The organism is Streptomyces sp. NPDC054783 (assembly GCF_053611725.1).
Genome location: NZ_JBSHAY010000021.1, coordinates 100,249 through 122,538, shown reverse-complemented (window position 1 = coordinate 122,538; position 22,290 = coordinate 100,249). Strand labels below are relative to the sequence as shown.

21 protein-coding genes and 1 pseudogene are annotated in these 22,290 nt (G+C 72.2%); 8 read left to right on the top strand and 14 right to left on the bottom strand.

Features of this window, described 5'->3' with window-relative positions; all coding sequences use genetic code 11:
• Positions 1-3 precede the first annotated feature (3 nt).
• The 11 genes from ACWGJ5_RS30705 to ACWGJ5_RS30655 form a co-directional block, all read right to left on the bottom strand.
• A complete protein-coding gene (locus tag ACWGJ5_RS30705) occupies positions 4-1,278 on the bottom strand; it encodes a hypothetical protein (RefSeq protein WP_453312892.1) in 1,275 nt (424 codons plus the stop codon).
• Between the two features lie 41 nt (positions 1,279-1,319).
• On the bottom strand, positions 1,320-2,354 hold the full coding sequence (locus tag ACWGJ5_RS30700) for a glutamate ABC transporter substrate-binding protein (protein WP_453312926.1): 1,035 nt from the start codon (positions 2,352-2,354) through the stop codon (positions 1,320-1,322).
• A gap of 14 nt (positions 2,355-2,368) precedes the next feature.
• A complete protein-coding gene (locus tag ACWGJ5_RS30695; protein ID WP_453312891.1) occupies positions 2,369-3,805 on the bottom strand; it encodes a hypothetical protein in 1,437 nt (478 codons plus the stop codon).
• 171 nt (positions 3,806-3,976) lie between these two features.
• Positions 3,977-4,948 carry an N-acetylglucosamine kinase gene (locus tag ACWGJ5_RS30690; RefSeq protein WP_453312890.1) on the bottom strand — a complete coding sequence of 324 codons (972 nt, stop codon included), beginning with the start codon at positions 4,946-4,948 and terminating at the stop codon, positions 3,977-3,979.
• Positions 4,939-6,204: a 6-phospho-beta-glucosidase gene (locus tag ACWGJ5_RS30685; protein ID WP_453312889.1), complete on the bottom strand. Its 1,266-nt coding sequence runs from the start codon at positions 6,202-6,204 to the stop codon at positions 4,939-4,941. Before ACWGJ5_RS30685 ends, ACWGJ5_RS30690 begins: the two co-directional genes overlap by 10 nt.
• Before the next feature lie 7 nt (positions 6,205-6,211).
• Positions 6,212-7,105 carry a carbohydrate ABC transporter permease gene (locus tag ACWGJ5_RS30680; RefSeq protein ID WP_453312888.1) on the bottom strand — a complete coding sequence of 298 codons (894 nt, stop codon included), beginning with the start codon at positions 7,103-7,105 and terminating at the stop codon, positions 6,212-6,214.
• A gap of 2 nt (positions 7,106-7,107) precedes the next feature.
• Positions 7,108-8,049: a carbohydrate ABC transporter permease gene (locus ACWGJ5_RS30675; RefSeq protein ID WP_453312887.1), complete on the bottom strand. Its 942-nt coding sequence runs from the start codon at positions 8,047-8,049 to the stop codon at positions 7,108-7,110.
• A gap of 3 nt (positions 8,050-8,052) precedes the next feature.
• On the bottom strand, positions 8,053-9,399 hold the full coding sequence (locus ACWGJ5_RS30670; RefSeq protein WP_453312886.1) for an ABC transporter substrate-binding protein: 1,347 nt from the start codon (positions 9,397-9,399) through the stop codon (positions 8,053-8,055).
• A gap of 50 nt (positions 9,400-9,449) precedes the next feature.
• Positions 9,450-10,661, bottom strand: a complete 1,212-nt coding sequence (locus ACWGJ5_RS30665) for an ROK family transcriptional regulator (RefSeq protein ID WP_453312885.1) — start codon at positions 10,659-10,661, stop codon at positions 9,450-9,452.
• Between the two features lie 205 nt (positions 10,662-10,866).
• Positions 10,867-11,412, bottom strand: a complete 546-nt coding sequence (locus ACWGJ5_RS30660; protein ID WP_453312884.1) for a Uma2 family endonuclease — start codon at positions 11,410-11,412, stop codon at positions 10,867-10,869.
• 58 nt (positions 11,413-11,470) lie between these two features.
• Complete coding sequence (locus ACWGJ5_RS30655; RefSeq protein ID WP_453312883.1) at positions 11,471-12,580, bottom strand: mechanosensitive ion channel family protein; 1,110 nt, start codon at positions 12,578-12,580, stop codon at positions 11,471-11,473.
• A 324-nt stretch (positions 12,581-12,904) separates the two neighbouring features.
• Between ACWGJ5_RS30655 and ACWGJ5_RS30650 the strand changes: the two genes are divergently transcribed.
• Complete coding sequence (locus tag ACWGJ5_RS30650) at positions 12,905-13,441, top strand: HNH endonuclease (protein WP_228625160.1); 537 nt, start codon at positions 12,905-12,907, stop codon at positions 13,439-13,441.
• A 102-nt stretch (positions 13,442-13,543) separates the two neighbouring features.
• Here the strand turns inward: ACWGJ5_RS30650 and ACWGJ5_RS30645 are convergent.
• A pseudogene (locus tag ACWGJ5_RS30645) lies at positions 13,544-13,849 on the bottom strand (ABC transporter permease); the annotation flags it as partial.
• A 152-nt stretch (positions 13,850-14,001) separates the two neighbouring features.
• Between ACWGJ5_RS30645 and ACWGJ5_RS30640 the strand changes: the two are divergent.
• From ACWGJ5_RS30640 to ACWGJ5_RS30630, 3 genes are read left to right on the top strand one after another with little or no spacing between them, the layout of a single operon-like run.
• Entirely contained in the window at positions 14,002-14,265 is a 264-nt protein-coding gene (locus tag ACWGJ5_RS30640; RefSeq protein WP_453312882.1) for a hypothetical protein, read from the top strand.
• Entirely contained in the window at positions 14,266-16,356 is a 2,091-nt protein-coding gene (gene malQ, locus ACWGJ5_RS30635; RefSeq protein WP_453312881.1) for a 4-alpha-glucanotransferase, read from the top strand.
• 58 nt (positions 16,357-16,414) lie between these two features.
• The gene (locus ACWGJ5_RS30630) at positions 16,415-16,690 is read left to right on the top strand and encodes a hypothetical protein (protein ID WP_453312880.1); all 276 of its coding nucleotides are present in this window, start codon (positions 16,415-16,417) and stop codon (positions 16,688-16,690) included.
• Between the two features lie 164 nt (positions 16,691-16,854).
• Here the strand turns inward: ACWGJ5_RS30630 and ACWGJ5_RS30625 are convergent, their stop codons facing one another.
• Positions 16,855-17,412 (bottom strand): TetR/AcrR family transcriptional regulator, encoded by a 558-nt coding sequence (locus ACWGJ5_RS30625; protein WP_453312879.1) that lies wholly within the window; start codon positions 17,410-17,412, stop codon positions 16,855-16,857.
• A 157-nt stretch (positions 17,413-17,569) separates the two neighbouring features.
• Here ACWGJ5_RS30625 and ACWGJ5_RS30620 point away from each other — a divergent pair, with 157 nt between their 5' ends.
• The 4 genes from ACWGJ5_RS30620 (at position 17,570) to ACWGJ5_RS30605 (ending at position 21,302) form a co-directional block, all read left to right on the top strand.
• A complete protein-coding gene (locus ACWGJ5_RS30620) occupies positions 17,570-19,069 on the top strand; it encodes an FAD-dependent monooxygenase (RefSeq protein WP_453312878.1) in 1,500 nt (499 codons plus the stop codon).
• A gap of 61 nt (positions 19,070-19,130) precedes the next feature.
• Complete coding sequence (locus ACWGJ5_RS30615; RefSeq protein ID WP_453312877.1) at positions 19,131-19,322, top strand: hypothetical protein; 192 nt, start codon at positions 19,131-19,133, stop codon at positions 19,320-19,322.
• A gap of 34 nt (positions 19,323-19,356) precedes the next feature.
• Positions 19,357-20,283: a DMT family transporter gene (locus ACWGJ5_RS30610; RefSeq protein WP_453312876.1), complete on the top strand. Its 927-nt coding sequence runs from the start codon at positions 19,357-19,359 to the stop codon at positions 20,281-20,283.
• 17 nt (positions 20,284-20,300) lie between these two features.
• Entirely contained in the window at positions 20,301-21,302 is a 1,002-nt protein-coding gene (locus ACWGJ5_RS30605; RefSeq protein ID WP_453312875.1) for a LysR family transcriptional regulator, read from the top strand.
• 492 nt (positions 21,303-21,794) lie between these two features.
• Here the strand turns inward: ACWGJ5_RS30605 and ACWGJ5_RS30600 are convergent, their stop codons facing one another.
• Complete coding sequence (locus ACWGJ5_RS30600; protein ID WP_453312874.1) at positions 21,795-22,268, bottom strand: DUF1203 domain-containing protein; 474 nt, start codon at positions 22,266-22,268, stop codon at positions 21,795-21,797.
• Positions 22,269-22,290 lie beyond the last annotated feature (22 nt).

Below are 22,290 nucleotides of genomic sequence, written 5' to 3'. Positions count from 1 at the left end.
GACTCATGACTGGTCCCCCTTACGGTCCTCGGGCGCGCCCTCGCCGCCGAGCAGCTCGGCCGCGAGCTGCTGGTAGCGCAGCACGGCCTGTTCGGCCACCCGCAGGTCGCAGGGCGCGCTCCACAGCATCCGGCGGGCCGCGTCGTACCGCTCGACCAGGAACGGGTCCTCCGCGAGCCCGTGCCGGGCCACCTTCGCCCTGTACGCGTCGAGCCGGCCGCGCAGCTCGGCGCGGACCGCGAGCGGTGCGGTGACCGCGGTCAACGACTCGCGGGCACGCAGCAGTTCGTCCTCCGCCTTCTGCTCCAGGGACTCCAGGAGCGGGGAGAGCCGGTGCCACTGCGCCTGCCTGCGGTACTCGGCCGCCGTCGCCAACTGCTCCTGGAGCACGGTCGGCGGGCCGCTGACCACCGGCACCTCGGTCGCCGCGATCTTCGCCAGCACCTCGCCGCGCGCGGTGCGGGCCTCGGCGAGCGTGCGGTCGGCGCGCGAGAGCACGTCCCGCAGCCGGATCAGCCGCGCTTCCGCGTCCTGCCGGACCGTCAGCACGGCGTCGATCTCCCGGCGCACGTCCTCCAGGGCGCGCGCCTCACGGTCGTACACCGTGGTGTCCGGACGGCCGCCGCCCGGCGCCGAACTGCCCTCGGCCGGCACCCAGAACGCCAGCGGGTCGGAGACGACGTCCTCGCGCAGCTTGGTCAGCGTGCGCGTGATCCGCTCCAGGTCGTCACCGGAGGGGTGCTCGCCGGGGCGTACGCCGACGGAGTGCGCGAGCTTGCGGGTGCGCTGGAGTTCCGCGGCGAGTAAATCGATCCGCGCGGGCAGCGCCGACCACACCGCGTCGGCGGTGACGACGAGGTCCAGGCTCGTCGCGTACAGCTCGTTCATCCGGTCCACCAGGCCGGACAGCGAGAAGGACTCGCTGAGCGTGCCGTTCCCGGCCACGGTGACGGCCTCGCCGCGCAGCAGCTCGGTCAGCTCCAGCAGGTCCTCACGGCTGGACCAGCGGCGCCGGGCGCGGATCTCCCGGGCGGAGCGCAGCGCGGCGGCGTAGGCGTCGAAGTACCCCCACAGCAGGGTGATCCGCGCCTCCGTGGCCTGCCAGCGTTCCCTGGTGACGCCGGTCAGTTCGGCGCCTTCGAGGAGTCTGCGGCCCGCGTGGTCCTGCAGTGCCAGCAGCGAGGTCTCGATCGCCTCGTGCTCCTGGCCGAGCCGCGCCAGCGCACGGTCCACCTCGTCCCGGTCCATCACCGGCCCGGCGGGGTCCGTGACGCCCATCGATCACCTCTCGCTGCTTCGGGTTTCCGGTCGGACATGGCTCAACTCGTGCGCAGATACTGCGGCGCGGGCGGCTTGGACGCGCTCGAGTCCTTCCCCAGTGTCGCCGACAGCCAGTTGTCGTACGACGCCTGCCAGCCGCCGGTGCGGTAGCCCACCAGAATGCGATTGACCCGGCGTACCAGATCGGAGGCGTCCTTCTTCATCGCCACGCCGTAGTACTCGGTGGTGAACGCCGCGCCCTTCAGCTCGACGGTCGGGTCCTGCGCGGCCTGGCTGGCGGCGAGTGCGCCGTCGGTCACCACCGCGTCCGCCTCGCCGAGTTGCAGCCTGACCAGACAGTCGAGCTGGTTCGGGACGGTGGCGGAGATGTCCGCGGAGGCGGGCAGGGCGCCGTCCTTCCGGTCGGCGTCCAGCTTGGTGTAGGCCGTCGAACCGGCCGCCGTGCAGATCCGCTTGTGCGCCAGGGTGCTGTTGTAGCCCGTGACGGACGACGACTTGGGCGCGAGGACCTGCTGCCCGGTCTTGAAGTAGGGGGCGGAGAACGCCACCTGGGACAGCCGGTCGCAGGTGATGGTCATGGTCCGCACGACCATGTCCACCCGCCCGTCCTGTATCGCGGAGATCCGCTGGCTGGTCGGGATCGCCTTGAACTGCACCGCGTCCGGGTCGCCGAGGATGTCCTGCGCGATCCGGTGCACCAGGTCGATGTCGAAGCCCTCCAGCTCCGCGCCCTGGGTGTTGGGATTGCGGTAGCCCCAGTGGTAGCTGTTCTGGTCCACGCCGACGATCAGCTTGCGCTTGGCGCCCGTACGGGCCTTGATCGCGTCGATGGTCGGGCCGTCCGCGTCGGACGGCGACAGGGTCTGGTCCTGCGCCCCGGAGGGCGTGCAGTCCGTGGCGCGGGCCTGCACACCGCTGGCGACGGCCTGAGCGGCTCGCTCCGGACGGTGCTGCGGGGCCTGCTGGGTGCAGGGCAGCAGCAGGACGAACGCCAGCGCCAGCGCGCACAGCACCGCCATCGCGCCGACCCCGCCCCAGCCCCGCAGGGAGGCCCGTACACGCGCCGCGTACATCGTCATGCCCCCTGTCACCGGTACTCCGAAAGCCTGCGGCCGATGCCGAACAGCGCGCCGGCCGCGCCGAGCACCGCGAGCACGGCCGCGCCCACCGGCAGCCCGGCCATGGCGTCCCGGCCGTCGCCGGCGGCCCGCTGGAACTCGGCCTGTTCGTGGTCGATGGCCCGGGCGAGGTTGGCGTCGACGCTGTCGAAGCACTCGCCGGTGGCGCCCTTGGCACCGATCACCTTGTCCAGCGCCTGCTGGTAGTTGCCGTCCTCGTCCTCGGTGCGGGCGGCGGTGTGACGCTGCTTCCACACCGCCATGTTGCCCTCGGCCGCCTTCACCGGTGTGCTGCCGCCCTGGTCGTCGGCGAGTTTCGCCGCCCGGGCCAGGCCCGTGCCGAGGGTGGTCATGTCCTTGTCGAAGTCGTAGTAGTACGCGTCGTACGTCCGCCCGTCGACCGTGACGGTCTCGGCGCCGCGCGCCACCAGGCTCAGGTTCTCGTTGCCGCGTGCCTTCAGGGACGCGATCCGGGCGTCGTGCAGGACGGTGAGCGAGCGGATGCCGTGGTCGTAGGAGCCGTTCAGCTCCGAGCGGGCCACCGCGTGCCCGACGACCAGCCACAGCAGGGCGACGGTCGTGGCGGCGGAGGCGGCGACCAGGCCGCGGTTGAGGACGCGGTTGGTGCGCCGGTAGGTGCGGTTCTGGGCCCAGCCGAGCGCGGCGAGGGAGAGCACGCCGAGCGCGATGGCGACCCACGGATACGGTGTGGCGTCGCCGTAGTCGGCGGCCAGCCGCTGGTTCTCCTTGGTGTAGAGATCCTCCGCCGCCGGGAGCATCTCCTTCTGCATCTTCTCGTTGGCGTAGCGCAGATACGCGCCGCCGACCGGGTAGCCCTGCCGGTTGTAGGTCCGCGCCCGCTCGATGAGCCCCTTGTACTCGGGCAGCAGCGTGTTCAGCCTGGCGATGGTCGTCTCGGAGGCGGAGCCCGGCTCGGCGTTCGCGGCGGCCGTCACCAGGCCCGCGGCGGCCGTACGGATGTCCTTCTCGTACCGGTCCCCGGAGGCGGCCGTCTCCTGACCGCCGGCCAGGAACCCACTGGAGGCGGCCGTGTTGGCGTCGGCCAGCGACCGGTAGATGTCCGCCGCGCCGGAACTGAGCGGCTGGCTGCGGTGCAGCACGTCGTCGGCGGCGGCCGCCCGCTCACTGGCCTGCCAGGCGGTGGCCGCGCCGAACGCCACGACCAGCAGCGCCAGTACGGCCCCGATGATCCGCAGCCGCCCCGGCTCGGTGGTCGCCGCGTCCCGCAGCCGGTCGACTCCCTCGGCGAACGCGGTCCGCCGGGCCGACGGCGCGGGGGAGCCGGTGCGGGCCGGGCGGGCGGGCTGTGCGGGGATGCCGGGTGCGGCGGGCAGGCCGGGGCCCGCCACCGGTGGCGCTGCTGTGCTCTTCGGCGGGTGTGTCACTCGACCTCCCCCATGGTCATCCGTTCGCCGCCCAGTATCGCCGCCCGGACCGACATCCGCACCGGCCTTCACTGGATCTTGATCGGATCGCAGCGTGCGCTGCTCATGTATACGCCGGGAGCATCTGTTCGGTTCCCCCCGGGGGAGGGCGCCGCGGTGGTGGGGCAGCGGCTACCTCTCCCAGTGCCCCCGCGCCCGCTCCCGCGCCTCCGGGGCCGCCCCCAGTCGGTCCAGGCCCAGCAGGGACGCGCCCAGGACCGGGCTCGCCGTGACCACGCGGACGTCGGCCTTGGGGGCGCGGACGGTCAGCAGGTCGCGGATGCAGTCGTCGAGCAGGGCGTGGCCGGCGGTCAGGACGCTGCCGCCCAGCAGGACCGGCGTCTCCTCGTCGAGCAGGTCCAGGCGCGTCAGTGCCACCGTGGCCATCACCGCGACCTCCTCCGCGAGCCGGGCGACGACCGAGCGGGCCACCGCATCGCCCTCGGCGGCCGTCGCGAAGAGCACCGGGGTCAGCTCGTGCCGGCGGTCGTGGCCGACGTGCTCCAGGTGCAGCGCCTCGATCAGCGCGTACATCGTCGGAAGGCCGAAGTGGCCGGGCAGGGTGCGGGCGAGGGCCGTCGGCTCGCCCCGGCCGTCCTCCGCGCGGGCGGCGAACCACAGCGCCTCCTCCGCCAGGCCCCAGCCCCCGCCCCAGTCACCGGAGATCCGGCCGATGGCCGGGAAGCGCGCGGTACGGCCGTCGGGGCGCATGCCGACGCAGTTGATCCCCGCTCCGCACACCACGGCCACCCCGCGCGGCTCGGCGACTCCCGCACGCAGGATCGCGAAGGTGTCGTTGCGCACCTCCACCGACGCGCTCCAGCCGCGCGCCTGGAGCGCCGTCCCCAACTGCTCCTCCTCGACGGGGAGATCGGCGTTGGCGAGGCACGCCGAGACATGCGAGACGGACGTGACGCCGGCGTCCGCGAAGGCGCGCCCCACCGGTTCGGCCAGCGCGGCCACCGCCGCCCTCACCCCCACCGCGGGCGGGCGGAAACCGCCGCCGCGGGCGGTGGCCAGCACCTCCCCGGCGGCGGAGACCACGGCCACGTCGGTCTTGCTGTTTCCGGCGTCGATGGCGAGGACGGTCTGGGTCAGGCCCACGCGAGGTGCTCCCGGTTGTGTGCGATCAGCTGGTCGGTGAGGGCGTCGGCGTGCGCGTGCTGCCCGATCAGCGGGTGGGCGAGCAGGGCGCGGAAGACGCGGTCGCGGCCGCCGCGCAGCGCCGCCTCCAGGGCCAGGTCCTCGTACGCCGTCACGTTCGCGATCAGACCGGCGAACAGGGGGTCCGGCTCCGGCACCGGCAGCGGGGACGGACCGGCCGGGCCGACCGCGGCCTGGACCTCGATCACCGCGTCGTCGGGGAGGAAGGGCAGCGTGCCCTTGTTGAACGCGTTCACCACCTGGTAGGGGCTGCCTCCCCCGCCCAGCAGGGCCGCCGCCAGGTCCACGGCGGCCTCCGAGTAGTAGGCGCCGCCGCGCTTGGCGAGCAGCGCCGGCTTCTCGTCCAGGGCGGGGTCGCCGTACATCGCCAGCAACTCACGCTCCATGGCGGCGACTTCGGCGGCCCGGGAGGGCTTGGTGCGCAGTTCGCGTACGACCTCGTCGTGGGCGTAGTAGTAGCGCAGGTAGTAGGAGGGGACCACGCCCAGGCGGTCCAGGAGGGGGCGCGGGAGATGCAGGTCGTCGGCGATCGCCTCGCCGTGCTCGGCCAGCAGCTTCGGCAGGACGTTCGCGCCCTCCGGGCCGCCCAGGCGTACGCCGGTCTCCCAAGTGAGGTGGTTGAGTCCCACGTGCGCGAGATGGACCTCGGCCGGGGCCACGCCCAGCAGCCCGGCGAACTTCCGCTGGAAGCCGATCGCCACGTTGCACAGTCCGACCGCCCGGTGTCCTGCCTGGAGCAGGGCGCGGGTGACGATGCCGACCGGGTTGGTGAAGTCGATGATCCACGCGCGCGGGTTGGCACGGCGGACCCGTTCGGCGATGTCCAGGACGACCGGGACCGTGCGCAGCGCCTTGGCCAGGCCGCCCGCGCCGGTGGTCTCCTGGCCGACGCAGCCGCACTCCAGCGGCCAGGTCTCGTCCTGCTCGCGGGCCGCCTGGCCGCCGACGCGCAGCTGGAGCAGCACGGCGTCGGCGCCGTCCACGCCCGCGTCCAGGTCGGCGGTGGTGACGATCCGGCCGGGGTGACCCTGCCGGGTGAAGATCCGCCGGGCCAGCCCGCCCACCAGCTCCAGGCGATCCGCGGCCGGGTCCACGAGGACGAGTTCCTCGATGGGCAGGGTGTCCCTGAGGCGTGCGAAGCCGTCGATGAGTTCGGGGGTGTAGGTCGAGCCTCCGCCGACCACGGTGAGTTTCATGTCGTGGTTAACCCTTCACTCCGGTGAGCGTGACGCCCTCGACGAACGCCTTCTGGGCGAAGAAGAACACGAGGATCACAGGGGCCATGACCAGCACGGTCGCGGCCATCGTGAGGTTCCAGTCGGTGTGGTGGGCGCCCTTGAAGGACTCCAGGCCGTAACTCAGGGTCCAGGCGCCGGGGTTCTCGGACGCGTAGATCTGCGGGCCGAAGTAGTCGTTCCAGGCGTAGAAGAACTGGAAGAGGGCGACGGCCGCGATGCCCGGCCTGGCCATGGGCAGGACGACCTTCAGCAGGGTCCCGAGGTCGCCGCAGCCGTCCACCCTCGCGGCGTCCAGGTACTCGTTCGGGATCGTCATCAGGAACTGGCGCAGCAGGAAGATGGAGAACGCGTCGCCGAACGCCATCGGGATGATCAGCGGCCACAGGGTGCCGGACAGGTCCAGCTGCTTCGCCCAGAACAGGTACATCGGGATGATGACCACCTGTGGGGGCAGCATCATCATCGAGATGACCAGCATCAGGGACAGGTTCCGGCCCCGGAAGCGGAACTTGGCGAGCGCGTACGCCACCGGGATGGACGACACGACGGTCAGGACGGTGCCGAGGCCGGCGTAGATCAGGGTGTTCTTCCACCAGGTGAGGAAGCCGGGTGTGTCGAAGACCTTCCGGTAGTTGCCCCACTCCCAGGTGTGCGGGATCAGATCGCGGCTGAGTGCCTGGGTGTCGCTCATCAGCGAGGTCAGGAAGACGAACACGAACGGCAGGGTGAAGAACAGCGCGGCGGCGACGCCGAGGGAGTGGATCGCGATCCATTCGAACAGCGTCCTGCGCCGGGCGGTGCGCTCGGCGGCCGAGGACGGTGTCCCCAACTCCACCGGTTTGTCCATTACTTGGGTCATGGTCAGTCACCTGCCTGGATGAGACCGCCCCGGCGCCGCATCAGGAACCCGGTGAACACCATCGACAGGGCGAACAGCACCAGGGCCACCACACAGGCCGAGCCGTAGTCGAAGCGCTGGAAGCCGAGGTTGTAGACGAGCTGGGGGAGGGTGAGCGTGGACTTGTCCGGGTAGCCGGGCTCGAACTGGGTGCCCGCGCCCTGGATCACCCCGGAGGCGACCTTCCCGGCGATCAGCGGCTGGGTGTAGTACTGCATGGTCTGGATCACGCCGGTGACGACCGCGAACATCACGATCGGGGAGATGTTCGGCAGGGTGACGTACCTGAACCGCTGCCAGGCCGAGGCCCCGTCCAGTTCGGCCGCCTCGTACTGCTCGGTCGGCACGTCCAGCAGGGCCGCCATGAAGATGACCATGAGGTCGCCGATGCCCCACAGCGCCAGCAGGGTCAGGGCAGGCTTGGACCAGGTGGGGTCGTTGAACCAGCCGGGCGCCGGGACGCCCACCTTCTCCAGGATCGAGTTGACCGGGCCCGTACCGGGGTTGAGCAGGAAGGCGAAGGCCATGGTCGCGGCGACCGGCGGGGCCAGGTACGGCAGGTAGAAGAGGGTGCGGAAGACCCCCGTGCCCGTCTTTATCTTGGTGATGAGCAGGCCGATGCCGAGCCCGAAGACGACCCGCAACGACACCATCACCAGTACCAGCCACAGCGTGTTGCGCAGGGCCGGCCAGAAGAGCGGGTAGTGCTCGAAGACGTAACGCCAGTTCTTCCCGCCGCTCCACGTCGGCGGCCGGAAGCCGTCGTAGTGCATGAAGGAGAAATAGACCGTCGAGATCAGCGGATACGCGAAGAAGACCGCGAAGCCGATCAGCCAGGGCGACATGAAGGCGAGGGTCCTGAGCGCCGACCGGCGGCGCTTCGACGCCAGAGTGACCGTACCCATCGGCTACTTCGCCTGCGCGATGTCCGTGTCGATCTGCGCGGCCGTCTTCTTCAGACCGGCCTTCAGATCGGTGGCCTTGCCGCTTTCGTAGTCATAACCGAACTGCTGGATCGTCACCAGGTACACGCCGCCGTTGATCGAGGCGGGACTGGTGGTGGAGTCCGGATTCGCGGCGATGTCGAGGAACGTCTTGAAGCGCGGGTCGTACTTCAGCTTCGGGGACTTCAGCGCGGCCAGCGTGGAGGGGACGTTGTGGATGTCGTTGGCGAAGCCGACCACCGCGTCCGTGTTCGTGGTGATGTACTTGACGAATTCCCAGGCCGCGTTCTGCTTGTGGCTGGTGGCGGCGATGCCCGCGATGGTGCCGGTGATGTAGCCCTTGCCGTACTGTGCCGCCTGGTCGTCGGGCACGGGCAGCGGGGCGACCCCGATCTCGAACTTCGGTTTGGCCTGCTCGGCCATCCCGAGCCGCCATTCGCCGTCGAGCTGCATGGCGACCTGACCGGTGTGGAAGGGGTGCTTGGGGCCCCATTCGTCACCGAGGGTCGATCGGAACCTCTCCAGTTTCTGGAATCCGCCGAGTTCGTCCACGAGTCGCTTCTGGAGTGCGAAGCCCTTCTCGAACGCCGGGTCCGTGGCGACGTCCGACTTCCCGTCCTTGCCGAAGTACGTCGGCGAGAACTGCGCGAAGTAGTGCTCGGTGGTGGTCTCCCAGCCATGGTAGTCCGGCATGAATCCGAGCTGCTTGTAGCCGTCGCCCTGGGCGATGGTCAGCTTCTTGGCGTCCGCCTCGAACTCGGACCAGGTCTTCGGCGGATTCGCGATACCGGCCTTCTGGAACGCCGTCTTGTTGTAGTAGAGCCCGTACGCGTCACCGAGCAGCGGCACGGTGCAGCGGTTGCCGTCGAACTGGGTGTATTCGTTCATCGGCTTCGGGAACGTCTTCCCGGGGTCGATGCCGGACTTCCTGAAGAAGGGGTTGAGGTCGACCAGCGCACCCGAGGAACAGAACTTGCCCACATTGTTGGTGGTGAACGAGGAGATCACGTCCGGTGCCCTGTCACCGCCCGACCGCAGCGCCTGGTTGATCTTGTCGTCGGTCATGTTGCCGACGATGTTCACGTGGATGTTGGGGTGCGCCTTCTCGAAGCCGGCGACCAGGGACTTGACGGCCTGTACCTCGTTCGGCGCGCTCCACGCGTGCCAGAAGTTGATCGTCGTGTCCTTCGAGGCGTCGTCCGTGGCGCCGGAGCTCGACTGCCCGGTACAGCCGGTCGCGGTGAGCAGCAGGGCGGAGGCGGTCAGGGCGAAAGCCGCTTTTCGGGCGACTTCGGGTATGGCTGTGGGCATGGCGAGGTCTCCCAGGGACGGGTGAACGGGAAGAGGAGGTGCTGCCGGGGTCAGCGCGAGGTGTCGAAGACCTCGTCGCGGGTGGTCACGAGCGCGGACTCCAACGCGCCGCGCAGGACGGGGTGTTCGTGGACGTCGCCGACGATCAGCCGGGGGCGGGCCGCGGCCAGCTCCTCCAGCTCGGCCTGGACGAGGGCGCGCAAGCCCTCGCCGCCGGCCGTCAGCGCGGAACCGCTGAGGACGACGAGTTCGGGGTCGAGGACGGAGACGAGCGAGGCGAGACCGGTGGCGAGCCGGGTCGCGTAGGTCCGGAGCAGTTCCCGGTAGGGGCCGGAGGCGTGGTCGGCGCCCCGGGCCACGAGCTCGGCGGCGACCTCGGTGTACGACCCCGACGGCACGTCTTCGATGCCGAGTTCCCGGGCCAGCTTCGGTACGGCCTGGGAGCCGGCCAGCTCCTGGTAGCCGCCGCTGTTGGCCTTGGTCACCTGTCGGACCAGGGGTGTGCCCGGCACGGGCAGGAAGCCGACCTCGCCTGCGCCGCCGGTCCAGCCGCGGTGCAGCCGGCCGCCGAGGACCAGGGCGGCGCCGAGCCCCTCCTGGTTCCACAGCAGGACGAAGTCGCCGTGGCCCCGGGCGGCTCCGAGCCGCTGTTCGGCGAGGGCGACGAGGTTGACGTCGTTCTCGTACTCCACCGGCATCGGCAGGGCGGCGGCGAGTTCGTCGAGCAGCGAGGGGGAGTGCCAGCCGGGCAGGTGGGAGGCGTAGCGCAGCCGCCCGGTGTTGGGGTCGAAGGCGCCCGGGGTGCCGATGACCAGCCGGTGCACGTCGGACCGGGCGAGCCCGGCGGCCTTGACGGCGCCGTCGAGCGCGTCGGTGACCTGCTGGACCACGGGCTGGGCGGGCCGTCGCCCCGGGGTGGGTAGCTCGTACTCACCCACCGTCCGGCCGGTGATGTCGGCGACGGCGGCGCGGATCCGCTCCGGGGTCACATCGAGCCCGGCGGCGTGCGCGGCCGCGGGGTTGACGGCGTACAGCTGGGCGTTGGGGCCCGGCCGGCCCTCGCTGGTGCCGGTGACCCGGACCAGTCCGGCCGCCTCCAGGCGGGCCAGCAGCTGGGAGGCGGTGGGCTTGGACAGGCCGGTGAGCTTGCCGATCCGGGTGCGCGACAGCGGCCCGTGCTCCAGCAGGAGGTCCAGGGCGGCGCGGTCGTTCATGGCGCGCAGCACGCGTGGGGTGCCCGGCGTACCGGCGGTTCCTGCCATGGGGTCGACACCTGCCTTTCCAGCCGCCCAGCTTTTCAGTGACCCGGGCGTGGCGTCCAGCCTTGATCAACGGCCGCCGGAAGATCACTGTTAGGAAAGTTTCCTATCGCGGTGCGAGGAACGTAAGCCCAGGACGAAGGGGGCGTCAATAGACAACGGTCCCGAGGAAACGGAGTCGTTACCTCGGGGCCGGACGGCTCGGGGCTCAGTTGTCGAGGAAGGGGGTGGTGTCGAGGGTGGGGTACGGCGCCGGCAGGGGGAGGGGTTCGCCGAGGTCGACCTTGGCGTCGGTGTCGTAGTACGCCTCGGTGGGGTCGTCGCCGGGGAGGACGGGGTCCGTGTAGCAGTGGGCCGTCTTGGAGTGGCGGTCGATGAGGACGTAGACCGGAATGCCGGCGGCGGCGTAGGTGCGGAACTTGGCTCCGGTGTCGGTCTCGTGGTCGGTGGAGGTGACCTCGCCAACGAGGGCGAGCATGTCAGCGGGGTACCAGCCCTTGTGGGCCTTCAGGTACGACTCGTCGAGTTCGGTCGGCTCACGGCGCAGGACATGGAAGTCTGGGACAACCAGAGCCGTAGTGCTGCCGTCCCTGTTCGCGGCCCGGTAATCGCGATCAGCAGATCGACGGGGTCCTGTGTCATCACCGGCTCCATGAGAGGTTCGGCGCTCATCGCTCGTTCTCCTGGTCGCGCTGATGTCAGGCCAAGTCCACGCCGGGCGCCCCGGCAGAACGATGGGGCACCCCGTGCGCACCGCGCGCCGGGATGCCCCGTCCGTTCACTCGAACGAGCGTGCTGAACCGTTCCGCTCGCTACTGGTCCGGAGCCGCAGAGGACTGCGGAGCGATCGGGGCCGTCGCCTTCGCCTGGGCGGAGTCCGCGTTGGAGAACACCGACGGGGCCGCCACCGAGGCCGCGGTATCGGCGGCGTCCTCCGTGTCCTCGACCGATGTCGCGCCGCCCACGATGCGGATGTGCGCCGCGTCGAAGGCGCGCTTGACGCGCCAGCGGAGTTCGCGTTCGACCGTCAGGGCCTTGCCCGGCATGGTCTTCGCGGAGACGCGGATCACCATGGAGTTGATCAGCACCGAGTCCAGGCCGAGGACCTCGATCGGGCCCCACAGCAGCTCGTTCCAGGGCTCTTCCTTGCTCATGTGCTCGGCGACGTCGTCCAGGGTCGCCTTGACCCTGTCCAGGTCCTCGCTCGACCGCACCGTCACGTCGACCCCGGCCGTCGCCCAGCCCTGCGAGAGGTTGCCGATCCGCTTGACCTCGCCGTTGCGGACGTACCAGATCTCGCCGTCGGCACCGCGCAGCTTGGTCACCCGCAGCCCGACCTCGATCACCTCACCGGTGGCCACGCCCGCGTCGACCACGTCACCGACGCCGTACTGGTCCTCCAGGATCATGAACACGCCGGAGAGGAAGTCGGTGACCAGGTTCCGGGCGCCGAAGCCGATCGCCACGCCGGCCACACCGGCCGACGCCAGCAACGGCGCCAGGTTGATCTTGAAGGTGGACAGCACCATCAGCGCGGCCGTACCGAGGATCAGGAAGCTCGCCACCGACCGCAGCACCGAGCCGATCGCCGCCGATCGCTGGCGGCGCCGCTCGGCGTTGACCAGCAGCCCGCCCAGCGCGGTGCCGTCCACGGCCTGCGCGGTGCGGCCCATCCGGTCTATCAGCTTGGTGATCGCCCGCCGCACCATCGCGCGCAGCGCCACGGCTATCACCACGATCAGCAGGATCTGCAGTCCCATCGCGAGCCAGGTCGACCAGTTCTGCTCGACCCAGCTCGCCGCGTTCGTCGCGCTCTGCTGGGCGTCCTGCAGCGACGGCACCGCCGGTGCCGTCCCGGACGAAGAGGGGGACGGGGTCGGCGACGCACCGGCGGCCAAGAGGACGGCGGGCAAGGACGACACGGCAGATACCTCCAGGTGCTGCGCGGTCCGTGCCGGTGGGCGGTCAAGGTCTTCAAGGTCACGAAAAGGTCACCGGACGGACAGGGCCACCACACTAACGGGGCATTGTGTGGGCATCGCGCGGATCCGCCAAGGAGGGGCGCAGGAGAGACGGGACTCACGCCGGCTTGAACAGGCCATGATCCGGGGGAAGTATCCGGTGTGGTCGAAAACACTCCCAGCCCGTTACCGGGACATGGTGGCGCTTCCACCAGGCATGAGGGGAGACTGACTGCAGATCGTCCCGGCGCGAGCCACGCGCCGCCGACGCCCAAGGAGGCACCCGTGCCGCACGTCCTGGTCCTCAACGCGTCGTACGAGCCGCTCGGCGTCGTACCGCTCCGCCGCGCGCTCGTCCTCGTCCTGGAGAACAAGGCCGTCTCCCTCGAGGAATCCGGCGCCTATATGCACAGCGCAACCGTCACAGTCCCCGCACCCAGCGTGGTCCGGCTCAAGCGATTCGTCCGGGTTCCCTATAGGGGGCCCGTTCCACTCACCCGACGTGCGCTCTTCGCGCGCGACGGGGGCCGGTGCATGTACTGCGGTGGCGTCGCAACCAGCGTCGACCACGTCATCCCGCGCAGTCGCGGGGGCAAGCACGTCTGGGACAACGTGGTGGCCTCCTGCCGCCGCTGCAACCACGTGAAGGCCGACCGTCACCTCGTCGAGCTGGGGTGGCGACTGCGGCACAAACCCGCGCCGCCGAGCGGGCTGGCCTGGCGCATCATCGGTACCGGGCACAGGGACCCGCGCTGGCTGCCCTATTTGCAGCCGTACGGCGCGGACGACGCCATGGCCCGGATCGACGGCATCTCTGCCTGACGGCGATCCGGGCCTTCGCGTACCTGCCCGTGCGGAGGACGCGAACCGGCTCCGGGAGACCCCTGTGCCCCCGGAGCCGTCCGTCTCACGCGTACTTCGCGCTCACGCGTACCGCAGCTCCGCCGGGTTCGCCGAGCGGCGCAGCAGGGGCAGCGAGGCGGCCGCCGCCGGCAGGCAGCAGGCGTACACGCCCACCGGTACCAGCTGCGCGGCGTACGGCACGGTCTGGGCGAGCCGGCCCTGGGCCAGCGAGGCGTACCAGACGCCGATCGCCGTGCCGCCCGCCCCCGCCGTCATGACCGCGGGGGCCGGCGGCAGCGCCGTCTCCGGCAGCAGCGCCCGGCCGAGCACCGCCCGTGGCACCCCGGAGGCGACCTGTGCGGCCAGGCCCCGGCGGCGGATAGTGATCAGGGGCGAAGGGGCGAAGGGGCGAAGGGGCGCGCACCGCCGGTCTTCTCGTATTCGAGCAGCTCTCGGGAGTGCCCGCGCCGTCACGGGGTAGGCCTGCCGTAATCCGTTCAAAACCGCAGCATCCGACCGCCCCCCAGAAGGAGGACCCCGTGGCCGCACCGGCTCGGCTCTCGATCCCGGACCAGTGGAAACCCGGGGCGGACCCGTCCGCCCCGACCGACGACGCACCGCTGAGCGTGTTCAGCGCGGAGCGCGCCTGCGCCCAGGCCCCGCTGACCAGCGAACCGCCCCTGCCCGACGCCGAACCCCTGACCAGCGAGCCGCCACTCGCCGAGGCCACCCCGCTGACCAGCGAGTCGGACGCCTTCTTCGCGCAGTCGTACGAGTCCGGTGACTTCGGCGCGAGGTCGTAGATGACCGCGGCGTTCGAGGACTTCGCGGACGAGGACCTGGCCCGGCTCGCCGGGCTGCACGGGGTCGCCACCTCCTACAGTCCCGCCCCCGGCCGCGACGTCCCGGTCCCCGCCTCCGCCGTGGTCGCCGCCCTGGCCGCCCTCGGCGTCGACGCGGCCGGCCCCGCCGCCGTACGCACCGCCCTCGCCGCACGGGAACGCGAGCTGCGCGAGCTCCTGCTGCCGCCGACGCTCGTGCACTGGGCCGGCGACCCGCAGGGCCCCGCCGCCCTCGCCGCACTGCCGCCCGGCACCCGCCTGCGCGTCGAGACCGAGGAGGGCCAGGAACGGGACACCGCCGCGGAACTGCCGCTCGGCGTGCACCGGGTGACCGCCCTCGCACCCGACGGCCGCACCGGCCACGCCCACCTCGTCGTCGCCCCCGACCGGCTGCCCGCCCCGCCCGGCCGCTCCCACGGCCTCCTCGTCCAGCTCTACTCCCTGCTCTCCCGCCGCTCCTGGGGCATGGGCGACCTCGGCGACCTCGCCGAGCTGGCCGGCTGGGCCGGTCGTACCGCCGGCGCCGGATTCGTCCAGGTCAACCCCCTGCACGCGGCCGTACCCGGCACCCCCACCGACCCCTCCCCGTACCGCCCGTCCTCCCGCCGCTTCCCCGACCCGGTGCACCTGCGGATCGAGGACGTCCCCGAGTACGCGTACGTGGCGGACCGCGAGCGGCTGAGCGCCCTCCTGGAGCGGGCCGAGCGGCTGCGCGCCGCCGTCCTCGACAAGGGCGCCCTCATCGACCGGGACGCCGTGTGGGAACTCAAGCGCGAGGCACTGGACCTGGTCCTGGCCGTCCCCCTCGGCCCCGGGCGCCGCGCAGCCTACGACGACTTCCGCGCCGCCCACGGCCAGGCACTCGACGACCACGCCACCTGGTACGCCCTGGCCGAGCTCCACGGCCCCGACTGGCAGCGGTGGCCATCGGGCCTGCGGGACCCCCGTTCGGCCGCGACCGCGCGCGCCCGCACCGAACTCGCCGACCGGGTCGCGTTCCACGCCCGCCTCGCCTGGCTCACCGACTGCCAGCTCCGCGCCGCCCAGCGCGTCGCCCGCGAGGCCGGCATGCCCGTCGGGATCGTGCACGACCTCGCCGTCGGCGTGCACCCCGTCGGCGCCGACGCCTGGGCCCAGCAGGACGTGTTCGCCGCCGGCATGTCCGTCGGCGCCCCGCCCGACGCCTTCAACGCCCGCGGCCAGGACTGGGGCCTGCCGCCCTGGCGCCCCGACCGGCTCGCCGCCACCGGGTACGCCCCCTACCGCGACCTCCTGCGCGCCCTGTTCCGCTCCGCCGGCGCCCTGCGCATCGACCACGTCATGGGCCTGTTCCGGCTCTGGTGGGTCCCCCAGGGCAGCCCGCCCACCGGGGGCACCTACGTGCGCTACGACGCCGACGCCATGCTCGCGATCCTCGCCCTGGAGGCCACCCGCGCCGGGGCCGTCGTCATCGGCGAGGACCTCGGCACCGTCGAGCCCGGCGTCCGCGAGACACTGCAGCGGCGCGGGGTGCTCGGCACCTCGGTGCTGTGGTTCGAACGCGACTGGGAGGGCGACGGACGCCCGCTGCCGCCCGAGCGCTGGCGCGCCGACTGCCTGGCCACCGCCACCACCCACGACCTGCCGCCCACCGCCGCCCGGCTCACCGGCGACCACGTCGACCTGCGCGACCGGCTCGGCCTGCTCACCCGCCCCGCGACCGAGGAACGCGCCGAGGCCACCGCCGACGCCGCCGAGTGGCTCGCCCTGCTCGGCAGCCTCGGGTTGCTGGACCTGGCGGCCGCCGGACCGCCCGGCAGCGACGAGGAGGAGGAGATCCGCGCCGTCCACCGCTTCCTGCTGCGCACCCCGGCCCGGCTGATCGGCGTCTGGCTCCCTGACGGCGTCGGTGACCGCCGCCCGCAGAATCTGCCGGGGACCTGGGACCAGTACCCGAACTGGCGGCTGCCGATCGCGGGCCCCGAGGGCCGCCCGGTGCCGCTGGAGGAACTGACGGCCTCCCCCCGACTGAGTGCGCTACTCGAAGTGTTCGGGCAGGTCAGAGGCGTGTGAGTGGCCCGTACGGGACCCCGGGCGCGCGGCCTTCCGGGGGGTTCGCTAACTTGAGATCGTGGACAAGAAGAACGCCCTGCGCGCCGGCGCCCTGGCCGCCGGTACGACGCTGATGATGCTGCTCATGTCGTCCCCCGCGCTCGCGCTGACCCGCGACGACGGCGACGACCCCGGCCCCGGCCTGAGCGTCATCCAGACGCTGGGCCTCTACGTGCTGCTCCCGATCGCGCTGTTCGCGGTCATCGCCGGTCTGGTGATGGTGCTGGACAAGTCCAAGATCAGGACCATCAAGCCCTCGTCCAACGTGAAGTCCGAGGCCAAGGCCAAGGCCTGACCGGACACCGGTTCTGTCGCCGGGGGCGCCTGTCCTTTCGCCGGTACGCGCGTGATGCCGTACCCGGGTGAGGACGGCGCCCTCGGCGTTTCGCCTTTCGGCGCCTTTTCGGGGTTCGGTGCGGTGGGTTCACTGCGGCCGGGTACGGCTGGGTTCGGTACGGCTCAGGGATTCGGCGCGGTCAGGTACCGCTGTACGGTCGGCCCCAGCCACGCCAGCAGTTCCTCGCGGGTCAGTTCCCGCGCCGCCGGCAGCCGCAGCACATAGCGGGTCAGGGCCAGCCCGAGCAACTGCGCGGCACACAGCGCGGCGCGCGCCGGGACCTGCTCGGGATCGGGGCACACCTGCTCGGCCAGCGGCAGCAGCTGGTCCCGGAAGATGCCCTGCATCCGCTCGGCCCCGGCCTGGTTGGTGGCGCCGACCCGGAGGACGGCCGTCAGCTCCTCGTTCCCCTCCCACACGTCGAGGAAGTGGGCGACCAGTGCCCGCCCGACCTCCTCCCGGGGCGCCCGTGTCAGATCGGGCAGCCGCAGATCCAGCGCGACGGCCGCGGCGAACAGGTTCTCCTTGCTGCCGTAGTAGCGCATCACCATGGACGGGTCGATGCGCGCGTCCTTGGCGATCGCCCGGATGGTGGCCCGCTCGTAGCCGTCGGCGGCGAACCGCTCGCGGGCGGCGTGGAGGATGGCGCTACGGGTGGCATCGGAGCGGCGTGCAGTCATGTCAACGAGTGTAGGCCAACAGGCGTTGGCCAACAAGTGTTGACTGCTGCCTGAACTCGGTCGTACTGTTGCCAACAAGCGTTGACCAACAAGCGTTGACCAACAAACGTTGGCCAGCAAGCGTTGACCACCAGGCGTTGGCATCCAGGAGGCCACCATGACCGGCACCACTGGCAACAACGACACCAGCACCACGACCGGCAACGCCGACGTCACCGGCACGCCCGGAACCGTCATCGTCGTCGGCTCCGGCCCCACCGGCCTGCTCCTCGCCGGCGACCTCGCCACCGCCGGCGTCCCGGTCACCGTCCTCGAAAAGCGCCCCCACAAGATCAGCAACCTCTCCCGCGCCTTCGTCCTGCACGCCCGCACCCTGGAACAGCTCGACGCCCGCGCTCTCGCCGACGACCTCGAAAAGGTCGGCCGGCCCCTCGACCGCCTCAACCTCTTCGGCCGGCTCACCGTCGACCTCGCCGCCCTCCCGTCCCGGTTCAACCACCTCCTCGTCCTCCCGCAGTACGAGGTCGAGAAGGTCCTGGAGCGCCGGGCGGCCGAGGCGGGGGCCGACTTCCGGTACGAGACCGAGCTGAGCGGGCTCACGCAGGACGCCGACGGGGTGACCGTCGAGGCGCGCGGGCCCGGAGGGCGTACGGAGCGCCTGCGGGCGGCGTACGTCGTCGGTGCCGACGGCATGCGCAGCGTCGTACGGGACGCGATCGGGCTGCCCTTCCCGGGCAAGTCGGTGATCAGGTCCGTGGTCCTCGCCGACGTCCGGCTCGCCGAGGAGCCGCCGACGCTGCTCACCGTCAACGCCGTCGGCGACGCCTTCGCCTTCCTCGCACCGTTCGGCGACGGCTACCACCGGGTGATCGGCTGGCACCGCGGCCGCAACGTCCCCGACACCGAGCCGCTGGACCTGGCCGAGGTCCAGGAGATCACCCGGCTCGCCCTCGGGCGGGACTTCGGGATGCACGACGCCCGCTGGATGTCCCGCTTCCACAGCGACGAACGGCAGGCGCCCGCCTACCGGGTGGGGCGGGTCTTCCTGGCGGGCGACGCCGCGCACGTGCACACCCCGGCCGGCGGCCAGGGCATGAACACCGGCCTGCAGGACGCGGCCAACCTGAGCTGGAAGCTCGCGGCGGTCGTGGGCGGACACGCGGACCCGGCGCTGCTCGACACCTACCAGGGCGAGCGGCACCCCGTGGGCAGGTCGGTGCTGCGCAGCAGCGGCGGGATCGTCCGCCTCGCGATGGCCAAGCGCCCCTGGACCCTTGCGGCCCGCGCCGCGCTCACCACGTTCCTGAACGCCGTCGGCCCCGCCCGGCGCAAGGTCGCGGGCCAGGTCACCGGCGTCGGCTACCGCTACCCGGCACCGCGCGGCGCCCACCGCCTCACCGGCACCCGGGTCCCGGACGTCGCCCTGGCCGGCGGCGACCGCCTCTACGAGGCCCTGCGCGGCGGCCGGTTCGTGCTGATCACCCCGGAGCCGTACGAGGCGGGGCCCGGCCGTGCGGGCCGGCTGGCCGTGGCGCACTGGGCGAGTGACCGCCGGACGACCGTGCTGGTCCGTCCCGACGGATACGCGGCCTGGGCCGCCGACTCGGCCGGCGCGGCGGACATCGAGACGGCGCTCGCCGCGCACCTCGGCGGCTAGACCTCTTCTCGGTGCGGCGCCTCCAGCGCCCCGCCGGCAACTCCCTGTGCAGGTCGGCCAGTTGGCCGACCTGCTCGTCGTCGAGGAGAGACAGGGCCCCGGTCTGGACCGCGAGGCCCGCGTCGACCGCCCGGAGGCGTCCGGTCATCCCGCCGGTGGTGAGTGGTATGGCCCCACGGTGGGCAGATTGTTCAGTTCAACTGAAAGGAACAGTCGACAAGTTTCGATGGACCTGATGGATCGGGTGCTGTGACGGTAGAAGCACACCAACCATCGAAAGGAGCCCCGTGGCCGCCGTCCTGCCCAGGACCACCACTTCCGCCGCACCCGCCACCACACCCGCCCGCAAGGCCGCCGCCCCCGCGACCGGCCTGGCCCTCGCCGCCCTCGCCACCCTCGTCTGGTCCGGCAGCTTCGTCACCTCCCGCGGTCTGCACGACAGCGTCCCGCCCGTCCAGCACGCCTTCTGGCGCTGGGTCGTCGCACTCCTCGCCGTAGCCCCCTTCGGCGCCCGGCAGGCCTGGCGGCAGCGGGCGCTGATCCGCCGTCACGCCCGCTACGTCCTCCTCGCCTCCCTCCTCGGCGTGGCCACCTACAACACCCTCGTCAACCAGGCCGGACTGACCACCTCGGCCGCCACCATGGGCATGATCATGGCCGCCTCGCCGGTGCTGATGGCGGTCTTCGAACGGCTGGGCGGCGTACGGCTCGGCGCGCGCCGAGCCACCGGCCTGTCCGTCGCCTGCGCGGGCGTGGCGCTGCTCGTGGGCGGCGGCGCGCACTTCTCGCCGGGCGACCTGTGGATGATCGCGGCCGCCTGCTGCTTCGCCGGCTACAGCGCGCTGCTGCGCCGCAAGCCCGCCGAACTCCACGGCACCGGCTTCCTGTTCACCACGTTCCTGACCGGGACGGTCCTCCTCCTGCCCGCACAGGCGGTGAGCGTGACCGTGCAGGGTTCCTTCCACCCCGCCCCCGCCACCGTCCTGCCCCTCCTCTACGTCGGCGTCGCCTCCTCCGCGGTGGCCTTCTTCGCCTGGAACAAGGCCATCGCCCTGATCGGCGCGACCCGCGCGGGCATCGTCTACTACCTCCAGCCGGTCTGCGTGGCCGTCCTGTCCTGGGCCGTCCTCGGCGAGACGACAGAGCTGCCGCAACTGCTGTCGATGGCGTTGATCCTGGGCGGGGTGTTGCTGGGCGCGGGTCCACGGCGTTGACGTGTAGCTTTCCCGGCATGGCCGAGTGGGAGATCCGGAAGCTGCAGATCCTGCGCACCCTGCGCGAGCGCGGCACCGTGACGGCGACGGCCGAGGCCCTGCACATGACCCCCTCCGCCGTCTCCCAGCAGCTCACCAACCTCACCCGGCAGCTCGGCGTACCCCTGCTGGAGGCGCGGGGCCGCCGGGTCCGCCTCACCGACGCGGCCCGCTTGGTCCTGGCCCACACCGAGCCGGTCTTCGAGCAACTGGAGCGCACGGAGGCCGCGTTGGCGGCATACGTCCAAGGAGAGGCGGGGGAGGTCCGGGTCGCCGCGTTCCCGACGTCCGTACCCGCCCTGGTGGTACCGGCCGTACGGGCCCTGCGGGACACGCACCCCGCGGTGACGGTCCGGGTCCGGGAGGCGGAGGCCGCCGAGGCCTACGACCTCCTGACGGCCGGCGAGGTGGACCTCGCCCTGTCCCTCGCGGCCTCGGCCCCCAGCACGGCGGACCCCCGCTTCACCCAAGTCCCTCTGCTGGCCGACCCGTTGGACGTCGCCCTGCCCCCGGACCACCCCCTGGCCGCGGCCCCCGCCCTGACCCTCACCGACCTGGCCGCCGAACCCTGGATCTTCGGCGGCAGCGGCCCCTGGTCGGACATCACCCGCCGCGCCTGCGAGGCGGCCGGCTTCAGCCCCCACCAGGGTCACTCGGCCTCCGGCTGGACTCCGATCCTCGCCATGGTGGAGGCGGGCATGGGTGTGGCCCTGGTCCCGCGCATGGCCGCGGGCCGCCGCGACGGGGTGGTCATGCGGGACCTCGGACCGGACGGCCCGGTCCGCCATGTGGCGGCGGCGGTACGCAGGGGCGGGGAGACCGGGCCCGCGGTGACCCATGTGCTCCAGGCCCTGCGGGACGCGGTGCCCGGGCGCCCTCATCGGCTCGGCGCCCATGGCCTCGCGTCCAGGAGCGACAGCGACGGCCGACGCACGCCGGGCGCAGGGACACCCACTGACCCGTGTCGAACCGAGCGGTAGCAGCCGGCGTGGGTGTCGCGCGGTGATGGCGCACTGCCGGGGGGAGTCCGGCAGTGGCCGTCGACCATCCGGCGGGTGCCATCGCCTCCGCGCCCGAGGATCCCGAACCCTACGCGGTGGGTGGTCGAGTTGTGGCGGGACCGGCGGGCGGAGCCGACCGAGGCCGTCCGGGGGACGAACTCCTCGAGGACGATCCTGGCGCTGTCGTACGTCGGCTTCCTCGACGGCGGCATGGACGACGCGGCGATGGCGAACGGGTCGGTCACGGGTGTGCGGCCCGACATCGCGTGGGCCGACGCCCCCTGGTTCGGCGACGAGCGGTTCGGCGACGAGCGGTTCGGCGACGAGCGGTTTCCCGGTGCGGTGAGTGCCGACGCGCCGGCCGAGGCCGCGCTGCGGACGACGGACGCGCCGGACCCGCCCCGCCCGCCGACCTCGTGGCCGCGGCCCGTCGCGTCCGGCACGGCCGAGGCTCTCCTTCCTCCGCGCGCCTCAGCCCCGCCGCACCTCGTACAGGAAGCACCCGTACTCCACCGCCCGAACGTGCACCACCGCCACCTCCGGGTCGGCGAAGGCCTCGGTGAGGGCGGACGGGAAGTCGCCGTCCGTGAGGCGGCCGCCCAGGATCCGGCCGTCGGCCGAGTAGCGGCGGAGCACGCGGTGGGCATCGGTGAAGGGCAGCACGGGGTCGGGCGACGGACCCCGGCACTCGTCCCCGTGGATGAAGACCGGGCCCTGCTCGTCGTACGCCCCGGGGTCGGCGCCCGTCTCGGCCGCCCAGCGGCGCAGTGGCGCGTACGAGACCAGGGCGATCCGCTCGCCGGGCTCGCTGCGCCGCAGGCAGCAGCGCAGCGGGGCGCCGCCCTCCTCGTCGGTGAAGGGGGCCAGGGGGCGGCCCGCGTCGTCGGCGGTGCGCAGCTCCTTCAGGGACGGGGACGGAATCGGGCGTGCGGTGTAGCTCGTCATACGGCCCAGCCTCCTGCCCGGC

Bases quoted from the DNA above. Each gene is read 5' to 3' on its own strand.
- ACWGJ5_RS30705 (WP_453312892.1), bottom strand. From the start codon at position 1,278: ATGGGCGTCACGGACCCCGCCGGGCCGGTGATGGACCGGGACGAGGTG.
- ACWGJ5_RS30700 (WP_453312926.1), bottom strand. From the start codon at position 2,354: ATGTACGCGGCGCGTGTACGGGCCTCCCTGCGGGGCTGGGGCGGGGTC.
- ACWGJ5_RS30685 (WP_453312889.1), bottom strand. From the start codon at position 6,204: ATGAAACTCACCGTGGTCGGCGGAGGCTCGACCTACACCCCCGAACTC.
- ACWGJ5_RS30680 (WP_453312888.1), bottom strand. From the start codon at position 7,105: ATGACCCAAGTAATGGACAAACCGGTGGAGTTGGGGACACCGTCCTCG.
- ACWGJ5_RS30675 (WP_453312887.1), bottom strand. From the start codon at position 8,049: ATGGGTACGGTCACTCTGGCGTCGAAGCGCCGCCGGTCGGCGCTCAGG.
- ACWGJ5_RS30670 (WP_453312886.1), bottom strand. From the start codon at position 9,399: ATGCCCACAGCCATACCCGAAGTCGCCCGAAAAGCGGCTTTCGCCCTG.
- ACWGJ5_RS30665 (WP_453312885.1), bottom strand. From the start codon at position 10,661: ATGGCAGGAACCGCCGGTACGCCGGGCACCCCACGCGTGCTGCGCGCC.
- malQ (WP_453312881.1), top strand. From the start codon at position 14,266: ATGACCGCGGCGTTCGAGGACTTCGCGGACGAGGACCTGGCCCGGCTC.
- ACWGJ5_RS30625 (WP_453312879.1), bottom strand. From the start codon at position 17,412: ATGACTGCACGCCGCTCCGATGCCACCCGTAGCGCCATCCTCCACGCC.
- ACWGJ5_RS30620 (WP_453312878.1), top strand. From the start codon at position 17,570: ATGACCGGCACCACTGGCAACAACGACACCAGCACCACGACCGGCAAC.
- ACWGJ5_RS30605 (WP_453312875.1), top strand. From the start codon at position 20,301: ATGGCCGAGTGGGAGATCCGGAAGCTGCAGATCCTGCGCACCCTGCGC.
- ACWGJ5_RS30600 (WP_453312874.1), bottom strand. From the start codon at position 22,268: ATGACGAGCTACACCGCACGCCCGATTCCGTCCCCGTCCCTGAAGGAG.